At 60.1% G+C, this 18,820-nt stretch carries 15 protein-coding genes; 4 read left to right on the forward strand and 11 right to left on the reverse strand.

Annotated elements, in window-relative coordinates:
* Window positions 1–52: 52 nt before the first annotated feature.
* Window positions 53–1,336: an aspartate aminotransferase family protein gene (locus PGR6_RS26120; protein ID WP_064620790.1), complete on the reverse strand. Its 1,284-nt coding sequence runs from the start codon at window positions 1,334–1,336 to the stop codon at window positions 53–55.
* Window positions 1,337–1,505: 169 nt separating this feature from the next.
* Here PGR6_RS26120 and PGR6_RS26125 point away from each other — a divergent pair, with 169 nt between their 5' ends.
* Window positions 1,506–2,426, forward strand: a complete 921-nt coding sequence (locus PGR6_RS26125) for a LysR family transcriptional regulator (RefSeq protein ID WP_028940266.1) — start codon at window positions 1,506–1,508, stop codon at window positions 2,424–2,426.
* Window positions 2,427–2,651: 225 nt separating this feature from the next.
* Here PGR6_RS26125 and PGR6_RS26130 read toward each other — a convergent pair whose 3' ends face one another.
* The 10 genes from PGR6_RS26130 to bioB all read right to left on the reverse strand — a co-directional run bounded on the left by PGR6_RS26130 (window position 2,652) and on the right by bioB (window position 15,081).
* The gene (locus tag PGR6_RS26130; protein WP_018928824.1) at window positions 2,652–4,430 is read right to left on the reverse strand and encodes an acyl-CoA dehydrogenase C-terminal domain-containing protein; all 1,779 of its coding nucleotides are present in this window, start codon (window positions 4,428–4,430) and stop codon (window positions 2,652–2,654) included.
* 187 nt (window positions 4,431–4,617) lie between these two features.
* Window positions 4,618–6,414, reverse strand: coding sequence for an acyl-CoA dehydrogenase C-terminal domain-containing protein (locus PGR6_RS26135; protein WP_064620793.1), 1,797 nt, complete (start codon window positions 6,412–6,414; stop codon window positions 4,618–4,620).
* 90 nt (window positions 6,415–6,504) lie between these two features.
* Window positions 6,505–7,794 carry a GGDEF domain-containing protein gene (locus PGR6_RS26140; protein ID WP_064620796.1) on the reverse strand — a complete coding sequence of 430 codons (1,290 nt, stop codon included), beginning with the start codon at window positions 7,792–7,794 and terminating at the stop codon, window positions 6,505–6,507.
* Between the two features lie 226 nt (window positions 7,795–8,020).
* Window positions 8,021–9,826 carry a phenylacyl-CoA dehydrogenase gene (locus PGR6_RS26145; protein ID WP_007936490.1) on the reverse strand — a complete coding sequence of 602 codons (1,806 nt, stop codon included), beginning with the start codon at window positions 9,824–9,826 and terminating at the stop codon, window positions 8,021–8,023.
* Between the two features lie 277 nt (window positions 9,827–10,103).
* The gene (locus PGR6_RS26150; RefSeq protein WP_018928821.1) at window positions 10,104–10,400 is read right to left on the reverse strand and encodes a hypothetical protein; all 297 of its coding nucleotides are present in this window, start codon (window positions 10,398–10,400) and stop codon (window positions 10,104–10,106) included.
* A 120-nt stretch (window positions 10,401–10,520) separates the two neighbouring features.
* Entirely contained in the window at window positions 10,521–11,201 is a 681-nt protein-coding gene (gene bioD, locus PGR6_RS26155) for a dethiobiotin synthase (RefSeq protein ID WP_018928820.1), read from the reverse strand.
* Window positions 11,198–12,010: a malonyl-ACP O-methyltransferase BioC gene (gene bioC, locus PGR6_RS26160; protein ID WP_018928819.1), complete on the reverse strand. Its 813-nt coding sequence runs from the start codon at window positions 12,008–12,010 to the stop codon at window positions 11,198–11,200. The genes bioD and bioC overlap by 4 nt, the downstream gene beginning before the upstream one ends.
* Window positions 12,003–12,734: an alpha/beta fold hydrolase gene (locus PGR6_RS26165; protein ID WP_018928818.1), complete on the reverse strand. Its 732-nt coding sequence runs from the start codon at window positions 12,732–12,734 to the stop codon at window positions 12,003–12,005. The genes bioC and PGR6_RS26165 overlap by 8 nt, the downstream gene beginning before the upstream one ends.
* Complete coding sequence (bioF, locus tag PGR6_RS26170; RefSeq protein ID WP_064620799.1) at window positions 12,727–13,905, reverse strand: 8-amino-7-oxononanoate synthase; 1,179 nt, start codon at window positions 13,903–13,905, stop codon at window positions 12,727–12,729. Before bioF ends, PGR6_RS26165 begins: the two co-directional genes overlap by 8 nt.
* Before the next feature lie 120 nt (window positions 13,906–14,025).
* Window positions 14,026–15,081 carry a biotin synthase BioB gene (bioB, locus tag PGR6_RS26175; RefSeq protein WP_008008198.1) on the reverse strand — a complete coding sequence of 352 codons (1,056 nt, stop codon included), beginning with the start codon at window positions 15,079–15,081 and terminating at the stop codon, window positions 14,026–14,028.
* Between the two features lie 90 nt (window positions 15,082–15,171).
* On the opposite strand from bioB, the gene PGR6_RS26180 reads away from it, so the two are divergent.
* From PGR6_RS26180 to PGR6_RS26190, 3 genes are all read left to right on the forward strand, one after another.
* Window positions 15,172–15,912 (forward strand): ComF family protein, encoded by a 741-nt coding sequence (locus tag PGR6_RS26180; protein ID WP_064620802.1) that lies wholly within the window; start codon window positions 15,172–15,174, stop codon window positions 15,910–15,912.
* A 63-nt stretch (window positions 15,913–15,975) separates the two neighbouring features.
* Window positions 15,976–16,740 (forward strand): TOBE domain-containing protein, encoded by a 765-nt coding sequence (locus tag PGR6_RS26185; RefSeq protein WP_018928815.1) that lies wholly within the window; start codon window positions 15,976–15,978, stop codon window positions 16,738–16,740.
* A gap of 72 nt (window positions 16,741–16,812) precedes the next feature.
* On the forward strand, window positions 16,813–18,714 hold the full coding sequence (locus tag PGR6_RS26190; RefSeq protein ID WP_064620804.1) for a PhoX family protein: 1,902 nt from the start codon (window positions 16,813–16,815) through the stop codon (window positions 18,712–18,714).
* Window positions 18,715–18,820 lie beyond the last annotated feature (106 nt).

Below are 18,820 nucleotides of genomic sequence, written 5' to 3' on the forward strand. Positions count from 1 at the left end.
GCGCTGCGTTATACCGCGAGACGGTTCGGAAATTCGTGCAGGGCGGGTTTGATCAGACCGCAATACCTTTGCGGCACTGCAGTTGCGCGGTGCGCACGCGGGAGAAGGCGCGGGCCAGACGCAGGAGCATTTCGTCGATATTGGCCTTGCTGACCGTAAGGGCCGGGGTGAAGCGCAGGCAATCGGCTTGCGGCGCATTGAGCAGCAAGCCTTCGTACAACGCAGCCTTGACTACGGCGTCGGCCGAATCGTCGGACAGATCGAGCCCCCAGAGCAGCCCTTGCCCGCGCAATTCGCCGTGACCATAGCGATGGGCCAGACGACTCAGGCCTTCGCCCAGATGCTGAGCGGTTTCCCGCATATGATCGATAAAGCCCTTGTCCTGCACGCTGTCGAGCACGACAAGCCCGACGGCACTCATCAACGCATTGCCATGATGAGTACCGCTCATTTCGCCGATTTCGAAACAACAGGCCTTGCCTCGCGCCAACAATGCCGCCAATGGCACGCCACCACCGAGCCCTTTGCCGAGCACCACGATATCTGCCCGCACGCCGTAGGAGTGTTCGGCAAGCAATGTGCCGCAGCGCCCGACGCCGGTTTGCACTTCGTCAAATATCAGCAGAATGCCAAGCTCACGACACAAGCGCTCGACGCCCTTGAGGTAGTGCTCGGTAGCGGGAATCACCCCGGCCTCGCTCTGGATCGGTTCGAGCATGATCGCGACCGTCTGGGCATCCACGGCCGCATGCAAGGCGGGCAGGTCATTGAACGGGACATGGCTGAAGCCCGGCAACTGTGGCTCGAATCGGTTGATCAGATTCGAACTGTCCGACGCAGAAATCGTCCCCAGGCTACGGCCATGACAGCCTTTGCTGGCCACAATGATCCGCGAAGCGCCGCCACGATGTTGCTGGCCCCATTTGCGCGCCAGTTTGATCGCCGCTTCACAGGCTTCGCTGCCACTGTTGAGCAGGTACGCCTGGTCACTGCCGGTACCGGCGCAGAGCCGGTCGGCGAGGTTGAGCATGCCGCGGTTGTGCAGACCGAAACCCGGATTGATCAGCGACTGAGCCTGCTCCGAAATCGCTTTGACCAGTGCTGAAGGGCTATGTCCGAGGCTATTGGCGCCGCCACCCTGGGAGAAATCCAGGTAAGCGCGGTCATCGCTGTCCCACAACCAGGAGCCTTGGCCACGCACGAAAATCTGTTTCGGTCGTTCGACACTGGGCATCAGGCACTCGCTGGAAAAGTTGTCGCTTCTGGCCGGCAGGGAAGTGTCCATCGCCAGGTCATCAAGGCTCGGTGGCTTGCGTCGCAGGTTGAACAGATTCATCGGATAAAACCTCGTCCGAGGTTTTTTGCCTTGCCTATGTAAACACCATCGCTGTAAACGGTATTCATCGTGCTTTATGGCCCTGTAAGCCTTGTGAATGCGGTTAGACTAGGCGTAGGCAAGGCACTGAGCCATTTCGATTTCTCAGCATTTTCGATAAGTATTACTTATGGATTTCAAGCAACTGCGTTATTTCGTCGCGGTCTACGAAGAGGGCCACGTCGGTCGGGCCGCCGAGCGGCTTTCTATCTCCCAGCCAGCGTTGTCCCAGCAGATCCGCCAACTCGAACAGAACCTCGATGTGAGCCTGTTCGAACGCAGCAGCAAACGTCTGCTGCCAACCCTGGCGGCCCACACGTTGTACAACCATGCCCTGCCCTTGCTCGATGGCTTGCAACGCGCGCGCGAAGCCTTGGGCAATTTCAAGGGCAAGGCGCTGCGAACCTTGGCCATTGGCGTACTGCAGACCGTCCACTCCAGCCTGGTGCCGCAAATGCTCGAACGCGTGCGCAAGGCACAGCCGCATCTGGTGGTGCAGATCTATGAACTGACCGGCCTGGAAATCGAGCGGCGACTACTCAATGGTTCGCTGGACATCGGGATCAGTTACCTGCCGCCCCGTCAGCCGGGTTTGCACGGCGTGCCGTTGTACGAAGATGAGCTGACCCTTGTCATCCCGGCGGACCATCCGTTGCGCGAATTCAAGAAGGTCTCCATGAGCCAGGCGGCCGAGTTGCCCATGTTGCTGTTGGGTGAAGAGTTCCAGGTGCGGCAGATCTGGCAGGCACAACTGGCCAGTCTTGGGCGCCGGCCGCAGGTGCAGGCCGAGCTGAACAACATGGCGGGGATTCTCGACAGCCTGCCGCACACGCGGCTGGCGACTGTGCTGCCCGGACGCTCGCAAAAGACCCATGGCGACCAAGAGTTGCTGTGGAAACCACTGAGTGAGCCGCGGGTGCCGCTGAAAGTGGGGTTGGTGTGTCGGGATGTGCAGCGGCAACAGGCTTCGCTGGCGTTGTTGCGGACATTGCTGGAAGAGGTGATGGATGAACACTTGCGTAGCCCGACGGCCCTGGATGGGTTGAGCTGAACTTTTTTGCAGGCAAAAGAAAACCCCGCCGAAGCGGGGCTTTGCAGACTGTTTCCCTGACATCCATTTCACTCCGCCGTCCTGGCAGAATCCTACGTGTCCGTGTTGTTGCTTTGCGCTTCCTGCGCGACGTCCATGTGAAGTAGATTAGCTCTGGATCCAATCTGCGCATATGGGAAAACAGCAGCACGTCATGTAAGAGAATGCTTACATGACGTTACAGAGTCAGAACTGTCCTGCGTCCAACAGGAACAACGATTCGCTTCCCGCCTTTACCGACGCGCTCAACGAGTGAATACGTGGCAGCAGACGAGCGAAATAGAACCGCGCCGTACCCAGTTTGCTCGCGTAGAAATCGTCCTGCGCTTCTTTGCCGAAGGCTGCCTTGGCCATCAGTGCCCACATGTAGGCATAGGCGGTGTAACCGAATGCTTGTAGATACTCGACCGAAGCAGCGCCGATTTCGTTCGGGTTGTTTTTCGCCCGGTCCAGCAGCCATGCGGTCAGATCGTCGAGGGTGCCCACTGCATCGTTCAGCGGTTTGGTGAACTCCGCCAAATCAGCACTGGCCGTCGCGGTGAAATGACGAATCTCGTCAGCGAACAGTTTGTAGAATGCCCCGCCGCTGCCGACGATCTTGCGCCCGACAAGGTCCAGCGCCTGAATACCATTGGTGCCTTCGTAGATCTGCGTGATACGCACGTCACGAACCAGTTGCTCCTGGCCCCACTCACGGATGTAGCCGTGGCCGCCAAAAATCTGCTGGCCATGAACTGTGGTTTCAAGCCCCAAATCGGTCAGGAATGCCTTGGCAACAGGCGTCAACAGTGCGACCAGGTCTTCTGCGCGCTTGCGGGTGGTGGCGTCTTCGCTGAACTTGGCGGTGTCCAGTTGCATCGCCACGTAAGTGGAAAATGCACGGCCGCCTTCGTTCGAGGCTTTCATGGTCAGCAGCATGCGACGCACGTCAGGGTGGACGATGATCGGGTCAGCCACTTTGTCCTTGTTCTGCGCGCCGGTCGGCGAACGGCTCTGCAGGCGGTCGCGAGCGTATTCAATGGCGTTCTGGTAGGAACGTTCACCCGAGGCCAGGCCCTGGATGCCGACACCCAGACGCTCGTAGTTCATCATGGTGAACATCGCCGCCAGGCCTTTGTTCGGCTCGCCGACCAGGTAACCCACGGCTTCGTCGAAGTTCATCACGCAGGTCGCAGACGCCTGGATACCCATCTTGTGTTCGATCGAACCACAGGTCGCCGGGTTGCGCGCACCGAGGCTGCCATCGGCATTGACCATGAACTTCGGCACCAGGAACAGCGAAATACCTTTCGGCCCTGCTGGCGCGTCTGGCAGTTTGGCCAATACCAGGTGGATGATGTTTTCGGTCAGGTCGTGCTCGCCGCCGGTGATGAAGATCTTGGTGCCGCTGACCTTGTAGGAACCGTCAGCCTGAGGTTCGGCCTTGGTGCGGATAATCCCCAGATCAGTACCGGCGTGCGGCTCGGTCAGGCACATGGAACCGGCCCAGACACCGGCGTACATGTTCGGCAGGTACGCGGCTTTCAGCTCTTCGCTGGCGTGGGCGTTGATCGACAGGCAGGCGCCGGCGGTCAGCATCGGATACAGACCGAACGACAGGCTGGCGGAGTTGACCATTTCTTCGACCTGCGCCGAAACCGCCTTGGGCATGCCCATGCCGCCGTAGGTTGGATCGCCACCGACACCGACCCAACCGCCTTCAGCGTAGGTCTGATACGCCTGTGGGAAACCGGCCGGGGTGGTGACGGCACCGTCGGCCCAGTGGCAACCTTCTTCGTCAGCCGCACGGCTCAGGGGCGCGATGCTTTTGCTGGTGACCTTGCCGGCTTCTTCCAGAATGGCTTCGACGGTTTCAGCATCGACGGTCTCGGCGAGCGCAGGCAGTTCGGCCCAGAGTTTGGCGACCTCGAAAACTTCATTGAGGACGAAGCGCATATCGCGCAGGGGCGCTTTGTAGTCAGCCATGGCAAACCTCGCAAGATCTAAACAGGTGGTTCGTAGGAATAGTGATTTCGCTGTGTCCGAGTGTACCTCAACAACTTTTACGACACATAGGGTCAGCCCATGACCGATTTGTTATTTTTAGTCACCGACCTGTTCTTCATAAAGAAGCCCGCAGCAAGGCGGGCTTCTTTATGGCCGATTTGAATGATTAAAGTGCAAACAACTCCGCCGGCAACTTCATCAAACAGTCGCTACCCGCCTCGATGGCCGCCCGATGAGCAGCCGTACGCGGCAGTAAGCGCTTGAAGTAAAACTCGCTGGTCGCCAGCTTGCCTCGGCAATAATCGGCATCACCGCTGCCCGCCTCCAACTGCGACTGAGCCACCAGCGCCATGCGTAGCCACAGGTAGCCGAGGATGATATAGCCGCAGTACATCAGGTAATCCACCGAGGCGGCGCCGACCTCATCCGGATTTTTCATCGCAGCCATGCCGATCCTGGTGGTCAATTCACCCCACTGCTGATTCAGATCGTTGAGTTGCGCCACATAACCGCCGAGTTGCGGGTGCTCAGCGTTTGCCGCACAGAACTTGTGGACGATTTTAGTGAAGCCGCGCAGCAGTTTTCCCTGACTGCCAAGGACTTTGCGCCCAAGCAGATCCAGCGCCTGAATGCCGTTGGTGCCTTCATAGATCGGCGCGATCCGGCAGTCGCGAACCAACTGCTCCATGCCCCACTCACGAATGAAACCGTGGCCGCCAAACACCTGCATGCCGAGGTTGGTCACCTCCAGCCCGGTGTCGGTCATGAAGGCTTTGCAGATCGGTGTGAGGAACGCCAGCAAATCCTCGGCGTCCTGACGCGCCGTTTCATCCGGGCTCAGGTGCGCAGCGTCCAGCAACTGTGCGGTGAAGTAAGTCAGCGCCCGGTTGCCTTCATTGAAGGCCTTCATGGTCAACAACATCCTGCGCACATCGGGATGCACGATGATCGGGTCGGCAGGTTTTTCCGGGGCTTTCGGGCCGGTCAGCGAGCGCATTTGCAGACGGTCGTTGGCGTATTTGACCGCCCCCTGGAAGCTCGCCTCCCCCAGACACAAACCTTGCATGCCGGTGCCGAGCCGCGCGTGGTTCATCATGGTGAACATGCAGTTCAGGCCCTTATTCGGCTCACCGATCAAGAAGCCCTTGGCATCGTCGAAATTCAGCACGCAGGTGGCCGAGGCCTTGATGCCCATTTTGTGTTCGATCGAGCCGCAGGAAACGCCGTTGCGCTCGCCTGCCTCGCCCTCGGCATTGGGTAGGAATTTGGGCACGATAAACAGCGAAATACCTTTGGTCCCCGCTGGCGCGTCCGGCAGTTTGGCCAGCACCAGATGAATGATGTTGTCACTCATGTCGTGCTCACCGGCGGAGATGAATATCTTGCTGCCAGAGATCGCGTAACTGCCATCGGCCTGAGGCACGGCGCGGGTCTTGATGATGCCCAGATCGGTGCCGCAATGGGCTTCGGTCAGGCACATGGTGCCGGTCCATTGGCCTGCGGTGAGCTTGCTCAGGTAGGTCTGTTTCTGTTCTTCAGTGCCATGGGCATGGATGGCCGACATCGCACCGTGGGTCAGGCCGGGGTACATGCCCCAGGACGTGTTACTGGAGCCGACCATTTCGCTGATGACCAGCCCCAAGGAACTTGGCAAGCCCTGGCCGCCGTAAGCCGGGTCCGCCGCCAGACCATGCCAGCCGCCTTCCACGTATTGTGCGAATGCTTGCTTGAAGCCTGTAGGCGTTGTGACCACACCGTTGTCGAAATGGCAGCCTTCTTCGTCGCCGCTGCGGTTCAGCGGTGCGAGAACGTTCTCACAGAATTTCGCGCCTTCTTCGAGAATCGCATTGACCATGTCCGGGCTGGCATCGGTGGCCCCCAGCGCGGCGTAGTTGCTGTGAAAATCAAACACGTGATCGATCAGAAAGCGCATGTCGCGCAGGGGAGCTTTGTACTCGGGCATGTTCATTTCTCCGGCAGCAGATGGCCCAAACCTACTGCCGTGCATCACACCTCACAATCACAGTCCAGACGCTGAATGCGCCATCATCACTCAACCCGCAGCGGCGTCCATGCGCACTGCGCCACGGCGGTTCTGACCGAAGGCCATCACACAGTTTCGCCCCGCCCCCTTGGCGCTGTAGAGCGCCTGGTCGGCGGATTTGAGCACTTCTTCGGGGGTGCGTTGTTCCAGGCGTTCGGCGACGCCGATGCTGACGGTGACCGAAACACTCGAGGCACCCGAACCCGCGCGACGCTGGCGTCCCTGCTGGTCATCCTGGGGACGGCTGTCCTGATTGCGCAGCTGGATGTTGTAAGTGGCAATGGATTCGCGGATGACCTCCAGATGCGGCATGCACTCTTCGAGGGTCTTGCCTGCGAACACCAAGGCAAATTCCTCACCGCCGTAGCGATATGCCCTACCGCCACCACTGATTTTCGACAGCTTGCTGGCGACCAGACGCAACACTTGATCGCCGACATCGTGGCCGTGGGTGTCGTTGAATTTCTTGAAGTGATCGACGTCGCTCATCGCCAGCACGTAATTGCGCCCCAGCCGTTGCATGCGCTCGTTCAGGGCGCGGCGCCCCGGCAGGCCGGTGAGTTCGTCGCGGAAAGCCATCTGATAGGCCTCATGGGCAACCGCGGCGGCAATCATCAACATCACCTGGCTGCACATGATGTTGAGGGTGAAGGGCAGGATGAAGGTTTTCGGCAACATCCAGAACAATCCCAACAGCCCCACCAATTGCGCAGCGTGCAAGGGTCTTGGGTTGCGCCAGTATTGCCAGGCCAATAACAGGAACGAGGCGAGGAACACGGGATAAGACAATTGGATCAGGCTCATCCACGCACCATGCAACGCCGGCCAGCGGATCTCCGACAGCCACATCAGCAGCGCCTGTGGGTAACTTTGCTCCAGCCCCAGCGCCACACTGCCGAACGCCAGCAACACAGCGAAACGCGCCACCATGTCCTGGAACAGGTGAGTACGCTCTTGCCAGGCAGCGAACAAGCCAAACAGCAACGGCAACAACAGACAGCACAGATGGAACACCACCGCGGCGTCTTCACGAACCTTGCCGTTGTCGCGGTAATAGTCGGTCTGGGTGTCGAGCAGGAAGTAGGCGATGTACACCGTGACCATCAGAAACAGTTCACGCTGACGTCGATAAACCGCGCAATACGCACCGCCGAGCAACAGCACCAGAGTGGGCAGCACGTTGAACAGCGAAGTGAAGAAGACGTTGAGATCCTTGACGTAGGCAGCCGCAAGCCCCGCGAGCAACAACAGCAGCGATGGCAAAAAATGGCTGAAACGTACAGCGGAAGAACGCGGCAAGGGTAAAGCTCCGACCCGGCAAACAAAGATGGCATTGTGCCTGCATTTGGCGCAGCTAAGCACGTGCAACGTGACAGGCGTCACATCGCAGCCTCTTTAACGGCAGCAAAGTCGTTCTTCTTAGCGTTTTAGTCAGGAATATTTAAAGACGTGATCGTTTGCGTCAGGCATAAAAAAGCCGCTGCTTCCGAGGAAGCAGCGGCTTTGTGAAGAGACTGCGTAGGGCTTAGTAACCCAGTGCGAAGTCTTCTTCTTTCATGTCCATCAGGTTGTTGGCGCCCGACAGCATGGTTGCAACGTGAGTGCGGGTACGCGGCAGGATGCGCTGGAAGTAGAAGCGCGCAGTCTGCAGCTTGGCGGTGTAGAACGCCTCTTCGGTGGTACCGGCAGCCAGTTTCTCGGCCGCCAGACGCGCCATGTCAGCCCAGAAGTAGGCCAGGCAGGCGTAACCGGAGTACATCAGGTAGTCCACGGATGCTGCGCCGACTTCTTCGCGATCTTTCATGGCCGCCATACCGACCTTCATGGTCAGCTCGCCCCATTCTTTGTTCAGCGCAGCCAATGGCTCGACGAACTCTTTGACCGCGTCATTGCCTTCGTTGCTCTGGCAGAACTTGTGGACGATCTTGGTGAAGCCCTTGAGCGCTTCGCCTTGAGTCATCAGCACTTTACGGCCCAGCAGGTCGAGTGCCTGGATGCCGGTGGTGCCTTCGTACAGCATCGAAATACGGCTGTCGCGAACGTTCTGCTCCATGCCCCACTCGGCGATGAAACCGTGGCCACCGTAGATCTGCACGCCGTGGTTGGCGGATTCGAAACCGACTTCAGTCATGAAGGCTTTGGCGATCGGCGTCATGAAGGCCAGCAATGCGTCGGCTTTCTTCTTCTCTTCTTCATCGACGCCGTATTTGACGATGTCGACTTGCTTGGCGGTGAAGTAAACCATCGCACGGTTGCCTTCGGCGAACGCCTTCATGGTCAACAGCATGCGACGAACATCAGGGTGAACGATGATCGGGTCAGCGGCTTTGTCCGGCGCTTTCGGGCCAGTCAGGGAGCGCATTTGCAGGCGATCGCGAGCGTATTTCAGGCCGCCCTGGAAGCCGATCTCGGCGTGTGCCAGACCTTGCAGCGCGGTACCCAGACGTGCGGTGTTCATAAAGGTGAACATGCAGTTCAGGCCTTTGTTCGCCGGGCCGATCAGGTAACCGGTGGCCGCGTCGAAGTTCATCACGCAGGTGGCGTTGCCGTGGATGCCCATCTTGTGTTCCAGGGAACCGCAGCTCACAGCGTTGCGCGCGCCGATCGAGCCATCTGCGTTCGGCAGGAATTTCGGCACGATGAACAGCGAGATGCCTTTGGTGCCGGCAGGTGCGTCCGGCAGACGTGCCAGAACGATGTGGACGATGTTGTCGGCCATGTCGTGCTCACCGGCCGAGATGAAGATCTTGGTGCCGGACACTTTGTAGGAGCCGTCGGCCTGAGGTTCGGCCTTGGTGCGCAACATGCCCAGGTCAGTGCCGCAGTGCGGTTCGGTCAGGCACATGGTGCCGGTCCATTCGCCGGAAACCAGTTTGGTCAGGTAAGCCTCTTGCTGCTCAGGCGTGCCGTGCTCGGAAATAGTGTTCATCGCGCCATGGGACAGGCCTGGGTACATGCCCCACGACCAGTTGGCCTCGCCAACCATTTCGCTGACAGCCAGGCCCAGAGACTCCGGCAGGCCCTGGCCGCCGTGCTCTACATCGTGGGCCAGGCTAGGCCAGCCGCCTTCGACGAATTGCTTGTAGGCTTCTTTGAAACCGGTCGGGGTTTTAACGCCCGACTCGCTCCAGGTGCAGCCTTCGGTGTCACCCACGCGGTTCAGCGGAGCCAGCACCTGCTCACAAAACTTGGCGCCTTCTTCGAGAATGGCGTCAACCATGTCCGGAGTTGCGTCCTGGCAAGCCGGAAGGCTCTGATAGTGCGCTTCGTAGCCGAGCAGTTCGTCACGAACGAAGCGAATATCACGCAAGGGGGCCTTGTAGTCAGGCATAGCGATAAACCTCTGCTGATGTAACCGGGAATGAACGACCGTGGTGATTTGTTGTGACGGTCAAACAGTTGTTTGAAACATACGTTTACGCCCAAACCTTGTCAAGCGCCGATCTTTTGCCGTTCGTCTTCGATCTATGAAAATCTTGGGCGCGCAGTGGCGCAACGTCGTTGATTGAGCAACACGTCATGTAGGAGAGATTAGTTGAGGGAGAAGGACTTACGCAGAAAAACGCCGCGAACAGGCGCGGCGCTGGGGTAGTGAATTCAATGAGGAATCAGGCGAAGGTATCGATCAACGTACCGAGCATTTCATCGGAGGCCTTGGCGACTTTGACGCCAAGTTCCACCTGGAACTTGCCCTGAGACATCTCGACCACATTGCTGGCCAGATCCGATTGCTGGCTGCGGTCTACCGAGCGCAGACGATCGACCTGAACCTCGGAGGACTGACTGGTGACCGAACGCTCGATGGTGTTGTTGGCGATCTGCCCCGAAGCCTGATCGACGCGGCTCTGCCCTGTCTGAATAGTGCTCAGACCGGCATAGAAAGCGGTGTTTCCTGAGATTTCCATGGGAGAACTCGTCCTACAAAGGATCAACAGCGGCCATTGAACCAGACACGCCGTTAAAAGGCCCGACAAAAACACTAATGGCACAGTGCCTTATCATAGGTAAAACCCACGCCAGAAACGTCAGTCCAGCAGATCCAGCTGTAGATGTTCGGCCACCGCTTCGGCCGTCACCGACTTGAGTTTCGGCACCCGCCCCAGGCACGGCGCGGGAATGCGCTCGGCCAGCGTCGCCAGGTTTTCTTCCAGGCGCGAGGTCTTCGGATCGATGATGTTCGCCACCCACCCCGCCAACTGCAAACCATCCCGAGCAATTGCCTCAGCCGTCAGCAGCGCATGGTTGATGCAGCCCAGGCGCACACCAACCACCAGGATTACCGGCAGATCCAGCGCCATGGCCAGGTCTGACAGATTGTCTTGATCCGCCAACGGCACTCGCCAGCCGCCAGCGCCTTCGATCAAGGTGAAGTCCGCCTGCAGATCGAGAACCTGCCGCATTGGTGCCAGCAACGATTGCACGGTCAGCGCCACGCCAGCCTCCCGCGCTGCCAGATGCGGTGCGATCGCCGGCTCGAACGCGACCGGATTGACCTGATCGTAGGTCAACGGTATCGAGCATTCGGCCAGCAGTGCCAGTGCGTCGGCGTTGCGTAATCCCTTGGGCGTCAGCTCACACCCGGAGGCTACCGGCTTACCCGCCGCTGTGCTCAAGCCTGACAATCGCGCGGCATGCAGCAAACCTGCGGCGACGGTGGTCTTGCCGACATCGGTGTCAGTACCGGTGATGAAATAGGCTGCGCTCATAAGGGTTTCTCCAGCACGGCGTAAACCACTTGATAAGTCGCCGGCAGTCCCTGTGCCTGACGAAACTGCTCGTAAGCCTCGATCAAGCCGAGGATTCGCGCCCTGCCGGTCAAACCGCCCGGCCGACCGGGGTTCAGGTTATGCGCCCCGAGTGCCTTGAGCTCATGGGTCAGGCTGCGGACATCGGGGTAATGCAACACATGTGGATGTGTTTCAAGGCTGATGACCTTCAAGCCACTGCCCGCGCAAAGCTGCTGGTAAACACCGAACTCGCGGAAGCGGTTGACGTGCACCATGCCATCCACCTGACGCCAGCTGTCGCGCAATTCGTACAGCGTGCCTACACACAGACTAGCAAACGCGAAAATACCGCCCGGTTTCAGCACCCGATACGCTTCGTTGAGCACCGAGGCGAAATCCGCGCACCATTGCACCGCCAGGCTGGAGAAGACCAGGTCGCAGGTCGAATCCTGCAACGGCAAGCGTTCGGCATCACCGGCGATGAAATGGTTGGCGCCGCCCAAGGGACGGGCGTGATTGAGCATCCCCTCTGCGATATCAAGGGCCAGCCCGTTGCCGGCAGGAAAACGCTCACCGAGCGCACGGCTGAAATACCCGGTGCCACAACCCATGTCCAGCCATCGACCCGGGACAAAATCCTCCGGCAAGCGACGCAACAATTCATTGCCAACGTCGCGCTGCAACTCGGCCACGCTGTCGTAGCTCGCCGCCGCTCGGGAAAAGGACGCCGCTACCTGGCGTTTATCGGGCAAGCCGCCGGGCAGGTTGGGAAAGGACAAATCAGTCATCACCGGACTCATGCAAAAAGGCCTGAATCGCCCCCGCCACACCGTGGGGGTCTTCCAGAAGAAACGCGTGGCTGGCCTGTTCAATCAGACCGATTTCGACATCCGGCAGCAGCGCCAGCAAATCCCCCGCCGCTTCGGCCGGGACCAATCCGTCGAGACCACCGAACAAGTGCAATTGCGGACCGCGAAACGCCTGCAACGCTTGCCGGGTATCCAGCTGTGCAAGCAACTCCAGGCCGCTCATCAGCACCGATGGAGACGAAAGCGGTGCGCCAGCGAGCAACAGCCGCGATAGCCCGCGCGGGTCTGCGGCACCTTGGGTGCACAGCAGCGAGAAACGTTTCAACGTCATGCCCGGATCGGCTTTGCAACCGGCCAGAAACGCGTCGAAGGTCTCGCCAGGCATCCCGCTCGACCACTGCTCATGGGCGACAAAAGAAGGGTTACTCGCCAGGGTCACCAAACCGCAGCAACGGTCACCGCGCTTCGCCGCCAATTCGGATGCCAGCATGCCGCCCAATGACCAACCACCTAGCCAGGCATCCTGGGGCAGCGTCGAATCCAGTTCATCGAGCCATTCTTCAAGGTTGCTCGATTCCAGTTCCGGCAGTGGTTCGATTTCGACGCGCAGATGCTCATCCAGGCCTTGCAAGGCAGCCGCCAAGGGTTCCAGCGGAGAAATCCCGAGACCCCAGCCCGGCAGCAGAATCAGACGATCACGCATGGCTTGGCTCCGGTCCCAGTTGTTGAAAACAATCGGCCAGTCCATTTAACAATAGCTGCACCTGCGCCTCGCTGTGAGCGGCGGTCAGGGTAACGCGCAAGCGGGCGCTGCCGGCGGGCACGGTCGGTGGACGGATCGCGGTCACCATCAGGCCACGCTCACGCAGCATCTGCGACAGCCGGACCGCACGCCCGGCATCGCCAATCATGATCGGCTGGATCGGCGTGAAGCTGTCCATCAACTCCAGGCCAATCTGCTCGGCGCCTTGGCGGAACTGGCGAATCAGCGCCTGCAAATGCTCACGTCGCCAGTGTTCGCTGCGCAACAATTCCAGGCTTTTAAGCGTCGCGCAGGCCAGTGCCGGCGGCTGGCTGGTGGTGTAGATGTAGGGGCGAGCGAACTGGATCAGGCTCTCGATCAACTCCTCACTGCCAGCCACAAAAGCACCGGCCGTACCGAACGCCTTGCCGAGGGTGCCAACCAACACCGGCACGTCCTCCTGACTCAGGCCGAAATGCTCGACGGCCCCACCGCCATTGGCGCCCAGCGGACCAAAGCCGTGAGCGTCATCGACCATCAACCAGGCACCTTTGGCCTTGGCTTCCCGCGCCAGCGCCGGCAGATCGGCGATGTCACCGTCCATGCTGAACACGCCGTCGGTGACCACCAGCGTATTGCCGGTGGCCTTCTCAAGGCGGTTGGCCAGACTGGCCGCATCGTTATGCAGATAGCGATTGAAACGCGCACCGGACAGCAAACCGGCATCCAGCAACGACGCGTGATTGAGCCGGTCTTCCAGCACCGTATCGCCTTGCCCGACCAATGCGGTGACCGCGCCGAGGTTGGCCATGTAGCCGGTGGTGAACAGCAGTGCGCGCGGGCGGCCGGTGAATTCGGCAAGGGCTTCTTCCAGCGCGTGATGCGGGCCGCTGTGGCCAATCACCAGATGCGAAGCACCACCGCCCACGCCCCAACGAGACGCGCCGGCGCGCCAGGCTTCGATCACTTGCGGGTGATTGGCCAGGCCCAGGTAATCGTTGTTACAGAACGCCAGCAATGGCTGACCATCGACCACCACTTCCGGGCCTTGAGGGCTTTCAAGAAGCGGGCGCTGGCGATAAAGGTTTTCGGCACGACGGGCAGCAAGGCGTGCGGCGAGATCGAAAGACATGCAGGCCTCGAAGATCAGAGTGTAGGAGCCTGCTTGCTGGCGATAGCATCACCACGGTCATCAGACAGACCGTGGTGATGCTATCGCCAGCAAGCAGGCTCCTACAGGGTTTTGCGTGGGTTAAACAGCAGCGTTATAGAACTGCTCGCTGCTCTTCTGCTCCACCAGTGCCTGTTCGATGGCGGCCTGATGCACTTCGTCGGCGTGCTCTTCGCGGGCTTCCGGCAGGATGCCCAGACGCGAGAACAGTTGCATGTCCTTGTCTGCCTGCGGGTTGGCGGTGGTCAGCAGTTTTTCGCCGTAGAAAATCGAGTTGGCGCCGGCAAAGAACGCCAGAGCCTGCATCTGCTCGTTCATCGCTTCGCGACCGGCGGACAGGCGTACGTGGGATTTCGGCATCAGGATGCGTGCAACGGCGAGCATGCGGATGAAGTCGAACGGATCGACGTCGTCGGCATTTTCCAGCGGCGTGCCGGCGACTTTCACCAACATGTTGATCGGCACCGACTCCGGATGCTCCGGCAGGTTGGCCAGCTGGATCAGCAGGTTGGCGCGGTCGTCGAGGGACTCGCCCATGCCGAGAATGCCGCCGGAGCAGATCTTCATCCCCGAATCACGCACGTAGGCCAGGGTTTGCAGGCGCTCGCTGTAAGTGCGGGTGGTAATGATGCTGCCGTAGAACTCCGGCGAGGTGTCGAGGTTGTGGTTGTAGTAGTCCAGGCCGGCTTCGGCCAGGGCGACGGTCTGGTCCTGATCGAGACGACCAAGGGTCATGCAGGTTTCCAGGCCCATGGCTTTCACGCCTTTGACCATCTCCAGCACGTAAGGCATGTCTTTGGCCGACGGGTGTTTCCACGCCGCGCCCATGCAGAAACGGGTCGAACCGATCGCCTTGGCGCGAGCAGCCTCTTCGAGGACCTTCTGCACTTCCATCAGCTTTTCTTTTTCCAGGCCAGTGTTGTAGTGACCCGACTGCGGACAATATTTGCAATCTTCAGGGCACGCGCCGGTCTTGATCGACAGCAGGGTGGAAACCTGGACGCGATTGGCGTCGAAATGCGCGCGGTGCACCGTCTGCGCCTGGAACAGCAGGTCATTGAATGGCTGAACGAAGAGTGCTTTGACTTCAGCCAAAGACCAGTCGTGACGCAGGGTGGCAGTGGTGCTGGCGCTCATGGGCGATTCCTTGGTTATGCTTGGCAAGCGACTGGGGAATGGAATACCCACAGACGCGACACGGATGTTCGGCATATTTAAGGAAGACTCATGCACTGTCAACCACGATACGAAGGACCGGTTTACATCTGGTTAAAAAATAAACAATCCTGTTTGCTCTGCTCAGAGGTCGCGGACGACACCATACCGATCTGCATGGCCTGCGAAACCGAGCTGCCCTGGCTGGGCGACCAATGCCATACCTGCGCCCTGCCCTTGCCCGCCACCGGCCTGACGTGCGGCCAATGCCTGAAACAACCGCCAGCCTTCGAGCGAGTCGCCGCGCCCTGGACTTACAGCTTTCCCGTCGACAGTTTGATCACCCGCTTCAAGCACAGCGCAAAATGGCCGCTTGGCCGCCTGCTCGCCGAACTTCTTGCTCAGTTCCTGCAACATCGCTTCGATGAAGATCTGGATCGGCCCGACGCGCTGATACCGGTACCGCTGGCCCCCAAGCGGCTGCGACAGCGGGGTTTCAACCAAGCGGCGATGCTCGCCCGCTGGCTCAGCGCCGGCCTCGACATTCTTTGTGATGAAACGCTGTTGGTGAGGACTCAGGACACCAGCGCGCAACAAGACCTTAATGCCGACGCACGTAAAAAGAACCTGCGCCACGCCTTCGCCCTGGCGCCCGAGGCTTCGGTCAAAGGTCGCCACTTCGCACTGGTGGACGATGTGCTGACCACCGGCGCCACCGCACAGGCCCTGGCCCGGCTGTTGATGGCGGCGGGGGCGACGCGGGTCGACGTCTACTGCCTGGCCCGTACCCCCAAACCTGGCGATGGGGCCTGACTTGACTCCCGCACGCCAAGTCGCCAACGTCCCATCCATCGCCACAGCCCAAAGCGCCTTGCCATGTCCTTGCCTACGTTGTTGTCCCAGCACATTGTCCGTCGTCCGCAGCGCATCGCGTTGCTGCAACACATCGCCGAACAGGGCTCGATCACCCGCGCCGCAAAAAGCGCCGGCCTGAGTTACAAGGCCGCGTGGGACGCCATCGACGAGCTGAACAACCTCGCGCAGAAACCACTGGTGGAGCGCAGCGTTGGTGGCAAGGGCGGCGGTGGCGCCAAATTGTCCAGCGAAGGCGAGCGCGTGTTGCGCCTGTATCAAAAGCTGCAAGCGTTGCAGGCTCAGGTTCTGGAAGCCGCCGAAGAGGCCAGCGACCTGGACTTGCTCGGTCGGCTGATGCTCAGAACCAGCGCGCGCAATCAATTGCACGGCAAGGTCGTGGCGATCGATGCACAGGGGCGCAACGACCGGATCCGCCTTGAACTGGCCGAAGGCTTGCTCATTGACGCGCAGATCACTCACGACAGCACCCTGCGCCTGGAGCTGGAAACGGGTACCGAAGTGGTCGCACTGATCAAGGCCGGTTGGCTGGAACTGCTTGGCATCGATCAAGCTGCAACACATGGCAACAATTGCCTGAAGGGCACGATCGAAGAAATCCTCGACGCTGAAGACAGCCCCAGCGAAGTGCGCATCGGCCTGCCCAATGGCCAGACACTTTGCGCCCTGGCCGAGCCGCTGCACCTGAAAAACCTCGGGCTTGCCGCCGGTAAACCGGTGCAGGTGCAGTTCGCGCCATCGAACATCCTGCTGGGTACACCGCTCTAGCCTGCAGGCGCTGCAACAAAAGCTTCATCAACCGCCCTTAAGGTGGCTGCAAAAACCCGCAGGGAGCCTGATGTGAGCCTATTAGAAGACAACCAACCCACCGACCTCGAAAAAATGGTCGGCCTCAGCCGTCGTGGTTTCATCAGCGCCGGCGCCCTCTGCGGTGCGGCGATGTTTCTCGGTGGCAACCTGTTGAGTCGCAGCGTGCTGGCCGCCAGCGTCAGCGCCGGTTCCAGCAAACTGTTGGGCTTCGACAGCATTGCCGTCGCCACGACCGATACCATCACCCTGCCGCCGGGCTACAAGTCCTCGGTTTTGATTAGCTGGGGCCAGCCGCTGCAAAAGAATGGCCCGACATTCGACCCTAGCGGTAACGGCACGGCCCAGGCGCAGGAAGTCCAGTTCGGCGACAACAACGACGGCATGAGCCTGTTCGAATTCCCCGGTGACAAAGACCGGGCGCTGATGGCGATCAACAACGAATACACCAATTACCGCTACCTCTACCCCCACGGCGGCATGCCGCAATCGGCGGAAGATGTGCGCAAGGCCCTGGCCTGCGAAGGCGTGTCAGTGATCGAAGTGCAGCGCAAGAACGGCCAGTGGCAGTTCGTCCAGGGCTCGCGCTACAACCGGCGCATTCACGGTAATGCGCCCATCAAACTGAGCGGCCCCGCAGCGGGTCACGACCTGCTGAAAACCAGTGCCGACAAACACGGCAAGAAAGTCCTCGGCACCTTCCAGAACTGCGCCAACGGCAAAACGCCGTGGGGCACTTATCTGACCTGCGAAGAGAACTTCACCGACTGCTTCGGCAGCAGCAATGCCGAGCAAAAATTCGACGCCGCGCAGAAACGCTACGGCGCAGTGGCAACCAGCAAAGACATCAACTGGCATCAACACGATCCACGCTTCGACCTGGCGAAAAATCCCAACGAACTCAACCGCCACGGCTGGGTGGTGGAAATCGACCCGTTCGATCCGCAATCGACGCCGGTCAAACGCACCGCGCTGGGCCGCTTCAAACATGAAAACGCTGCCCTGGCCGAAACCAACGACGGTCGCGCCGTGGTGTACATGGGCGACGACGAACGTGGCGAGTTCATCTATAAATTCGTCAGCCGCGACAAGATCAACCACAAAAACCCCAAAGCCAACCGCGATCTGCTGGACCACGGCACCTTGTACGTGGCGCGTTTCGATGCGGGCGACGGCAACGCCGATCATCCGAAAGGCCAGGGCCAGTGGATCGAACTGACCCACGGCAAGAACGGCATCGACGCCAGCAGCGGTTTTGCCGATCAGGCCGAAGTGCTGATTCATGCGCGCCTCGCCGCCAGCGTGGTGAGCGCCACGCGCATGGACCGCCCGGAATGGATCGTCGTCAGCCCCAAGGACGGCCAGGTCTATTGCACCCTGACCAACAACGCCAAGCGCGGCGAAGAAGGCCAACCGGTGGGCGGCCCGAACCCACGCGAGAAGAACGTCTACGGGCAGATCCTGCGCTGGCGCACCGACCGCGACGATCACGGTTCGAATAGCTTTGCCTGGGACCTGTTTGTGGTCGCCGGCAACCCGGGCGTCCACGCCGGCACGCCGAAGGCCGGCTCGTCAAACATCACCCCGCAGAACATGTTCAACAGCCCGGACGGCCTGGGCTTCGACAAGGCCGGACGCTTGTGGATTCTGACCGACGGCGACACGAGCAATGCGGGCGACTTCGCGGGCATGGGCAATAACCAGATGCTGTGCGCCGACCCGGCAACCGGTGAGATCCGCCGTTTCATGGTCGGGCCGGTGGGCTGTGAGGTGACGGGGATCAGCTTCTCGCCGGATCAGAAGACCTTGTTTGTCGGGATTCAGCATCCGGGGGAAAACGGCGGGTCGACATTCCCTGAACACCTGCCCAATGGCAAGCCGCGGTCTTCGGTGATGGCGATTACCCGCGAGGATGGCGGAATCGTCGGCGCCTGACAGGGCCTCTTCGCGGCAAGTCTCGCGCCTACTGTAGGAGCAAGGCTTGCCCGCGAAAGCGTCAGCCCAAACCACACTTACCTCAAGCCCACCCCCTAAAGAGGCC

The organism is Pseudomonas sp. GR 6-02 (assembly GCF_001655615.1).
In the GTDB taxonomy this organism is placed as follows: domain Bacteria; phylum Pseudomonadota; class Gammaproteobacteria; order Pseudomonadales; family Pseudomonadaceae; genus Aquipseudomonas.

Excerpts from the sequence above, each read along its gene's own strand:
- PGR6_RS26120 (WP_064620790.1), bottom strand. The coding sequence starts at position 1,336 with ATGAATCTGTTCAACCTGCGACGCAAGCCACCGAGCCTTGATGACCTG.
- PGR6_RS26125 (WP_028940266.1), top strand. The coding sequence starts at position 1,506 with ATGGATTTCAAGCAACTGCGTTATTTCGTCGCGGTCTACGAAGAGGGC.
- PGR6_RS26130 (WP_018928824.1), bottom strand. The coding sequence starts at position 4,430 with ATGGCTGACTACAAAGCGCCCCTGCGCGATATGCGCTTCGTCCTCAAT.
- PGR6_RS26135 (WP_064620793.1), bottom strand. The coding sequence starts at position 6,414 with ATGCCCGAGTACAAAGCTCCCCTGCGCGACATGCGCTTTCTGATCGAT.
- PGR6_RS26145 (WP_007936490.1), bottom strand. The coding sequence starts at position 9,826 with ATGCCTGACTACAAGGCCCCCTTGCGTGATATTCGCTTCGTTCGTGAC.
- PGR6_RS26150 (WP_018928821.1), bottom strand. The coding sequence starts at position 10,400 with ATGGAAATCTCAGGAAACACCGCTTTCTATGCCGGTCTGAGCACTATT.
- bioD (WP_018928820.1), bottom strand. The coding sequence starts at position 11,201 with ATGAGCGCAGCCTATTTCATCACCGGTACTGACACCGATGTCGGCAAG.
- bioC (WP_018928819.1), bottom strand. The coding sequence starts at position 12,010 with ATGACTGATTTGTCCTTTCCCAACCTGCCCGGCGGCTTGCCCGATAAA.
- PGR6_RS26165 (WP_018928818.1), bottom strand. The coding sequence starts at position 12,734 with ATGCGTGATCGTCTGATTCTGCTGCCGGGCTGGGGTCTCGGGATTTCT.
- bioF (WP_064620799.1), bottom strand. The coding sequence starts at position 13,905 with ATGTCTTTCGATCTCGCCGCACGCCTTGCTGCCCGTCGTGCCGAAAAC.
- bioB (WP_008008198.1), bottom strand. The coding sequence starts at position 15,081 with ATGAGCGCCAGCACCACTGCCACCCTGCGTCACGACTGGTCTTTGGCT.
- PGR6_RS26180 (WP_064620802.1), top strand. The coding sequence starts at position 15,172 with ATGCACTGTCAACCACGATACGAAGGACCGGTTTACATCTGGTTAAAA.
- PGR6_RS26185 (WP_018928815.1), top strand. The coding sequence starts at position 15,976 with ATGTCCTTGCCTACGTTGTTGTCCCAGCACATTGTCCGTCGTCCGCAG.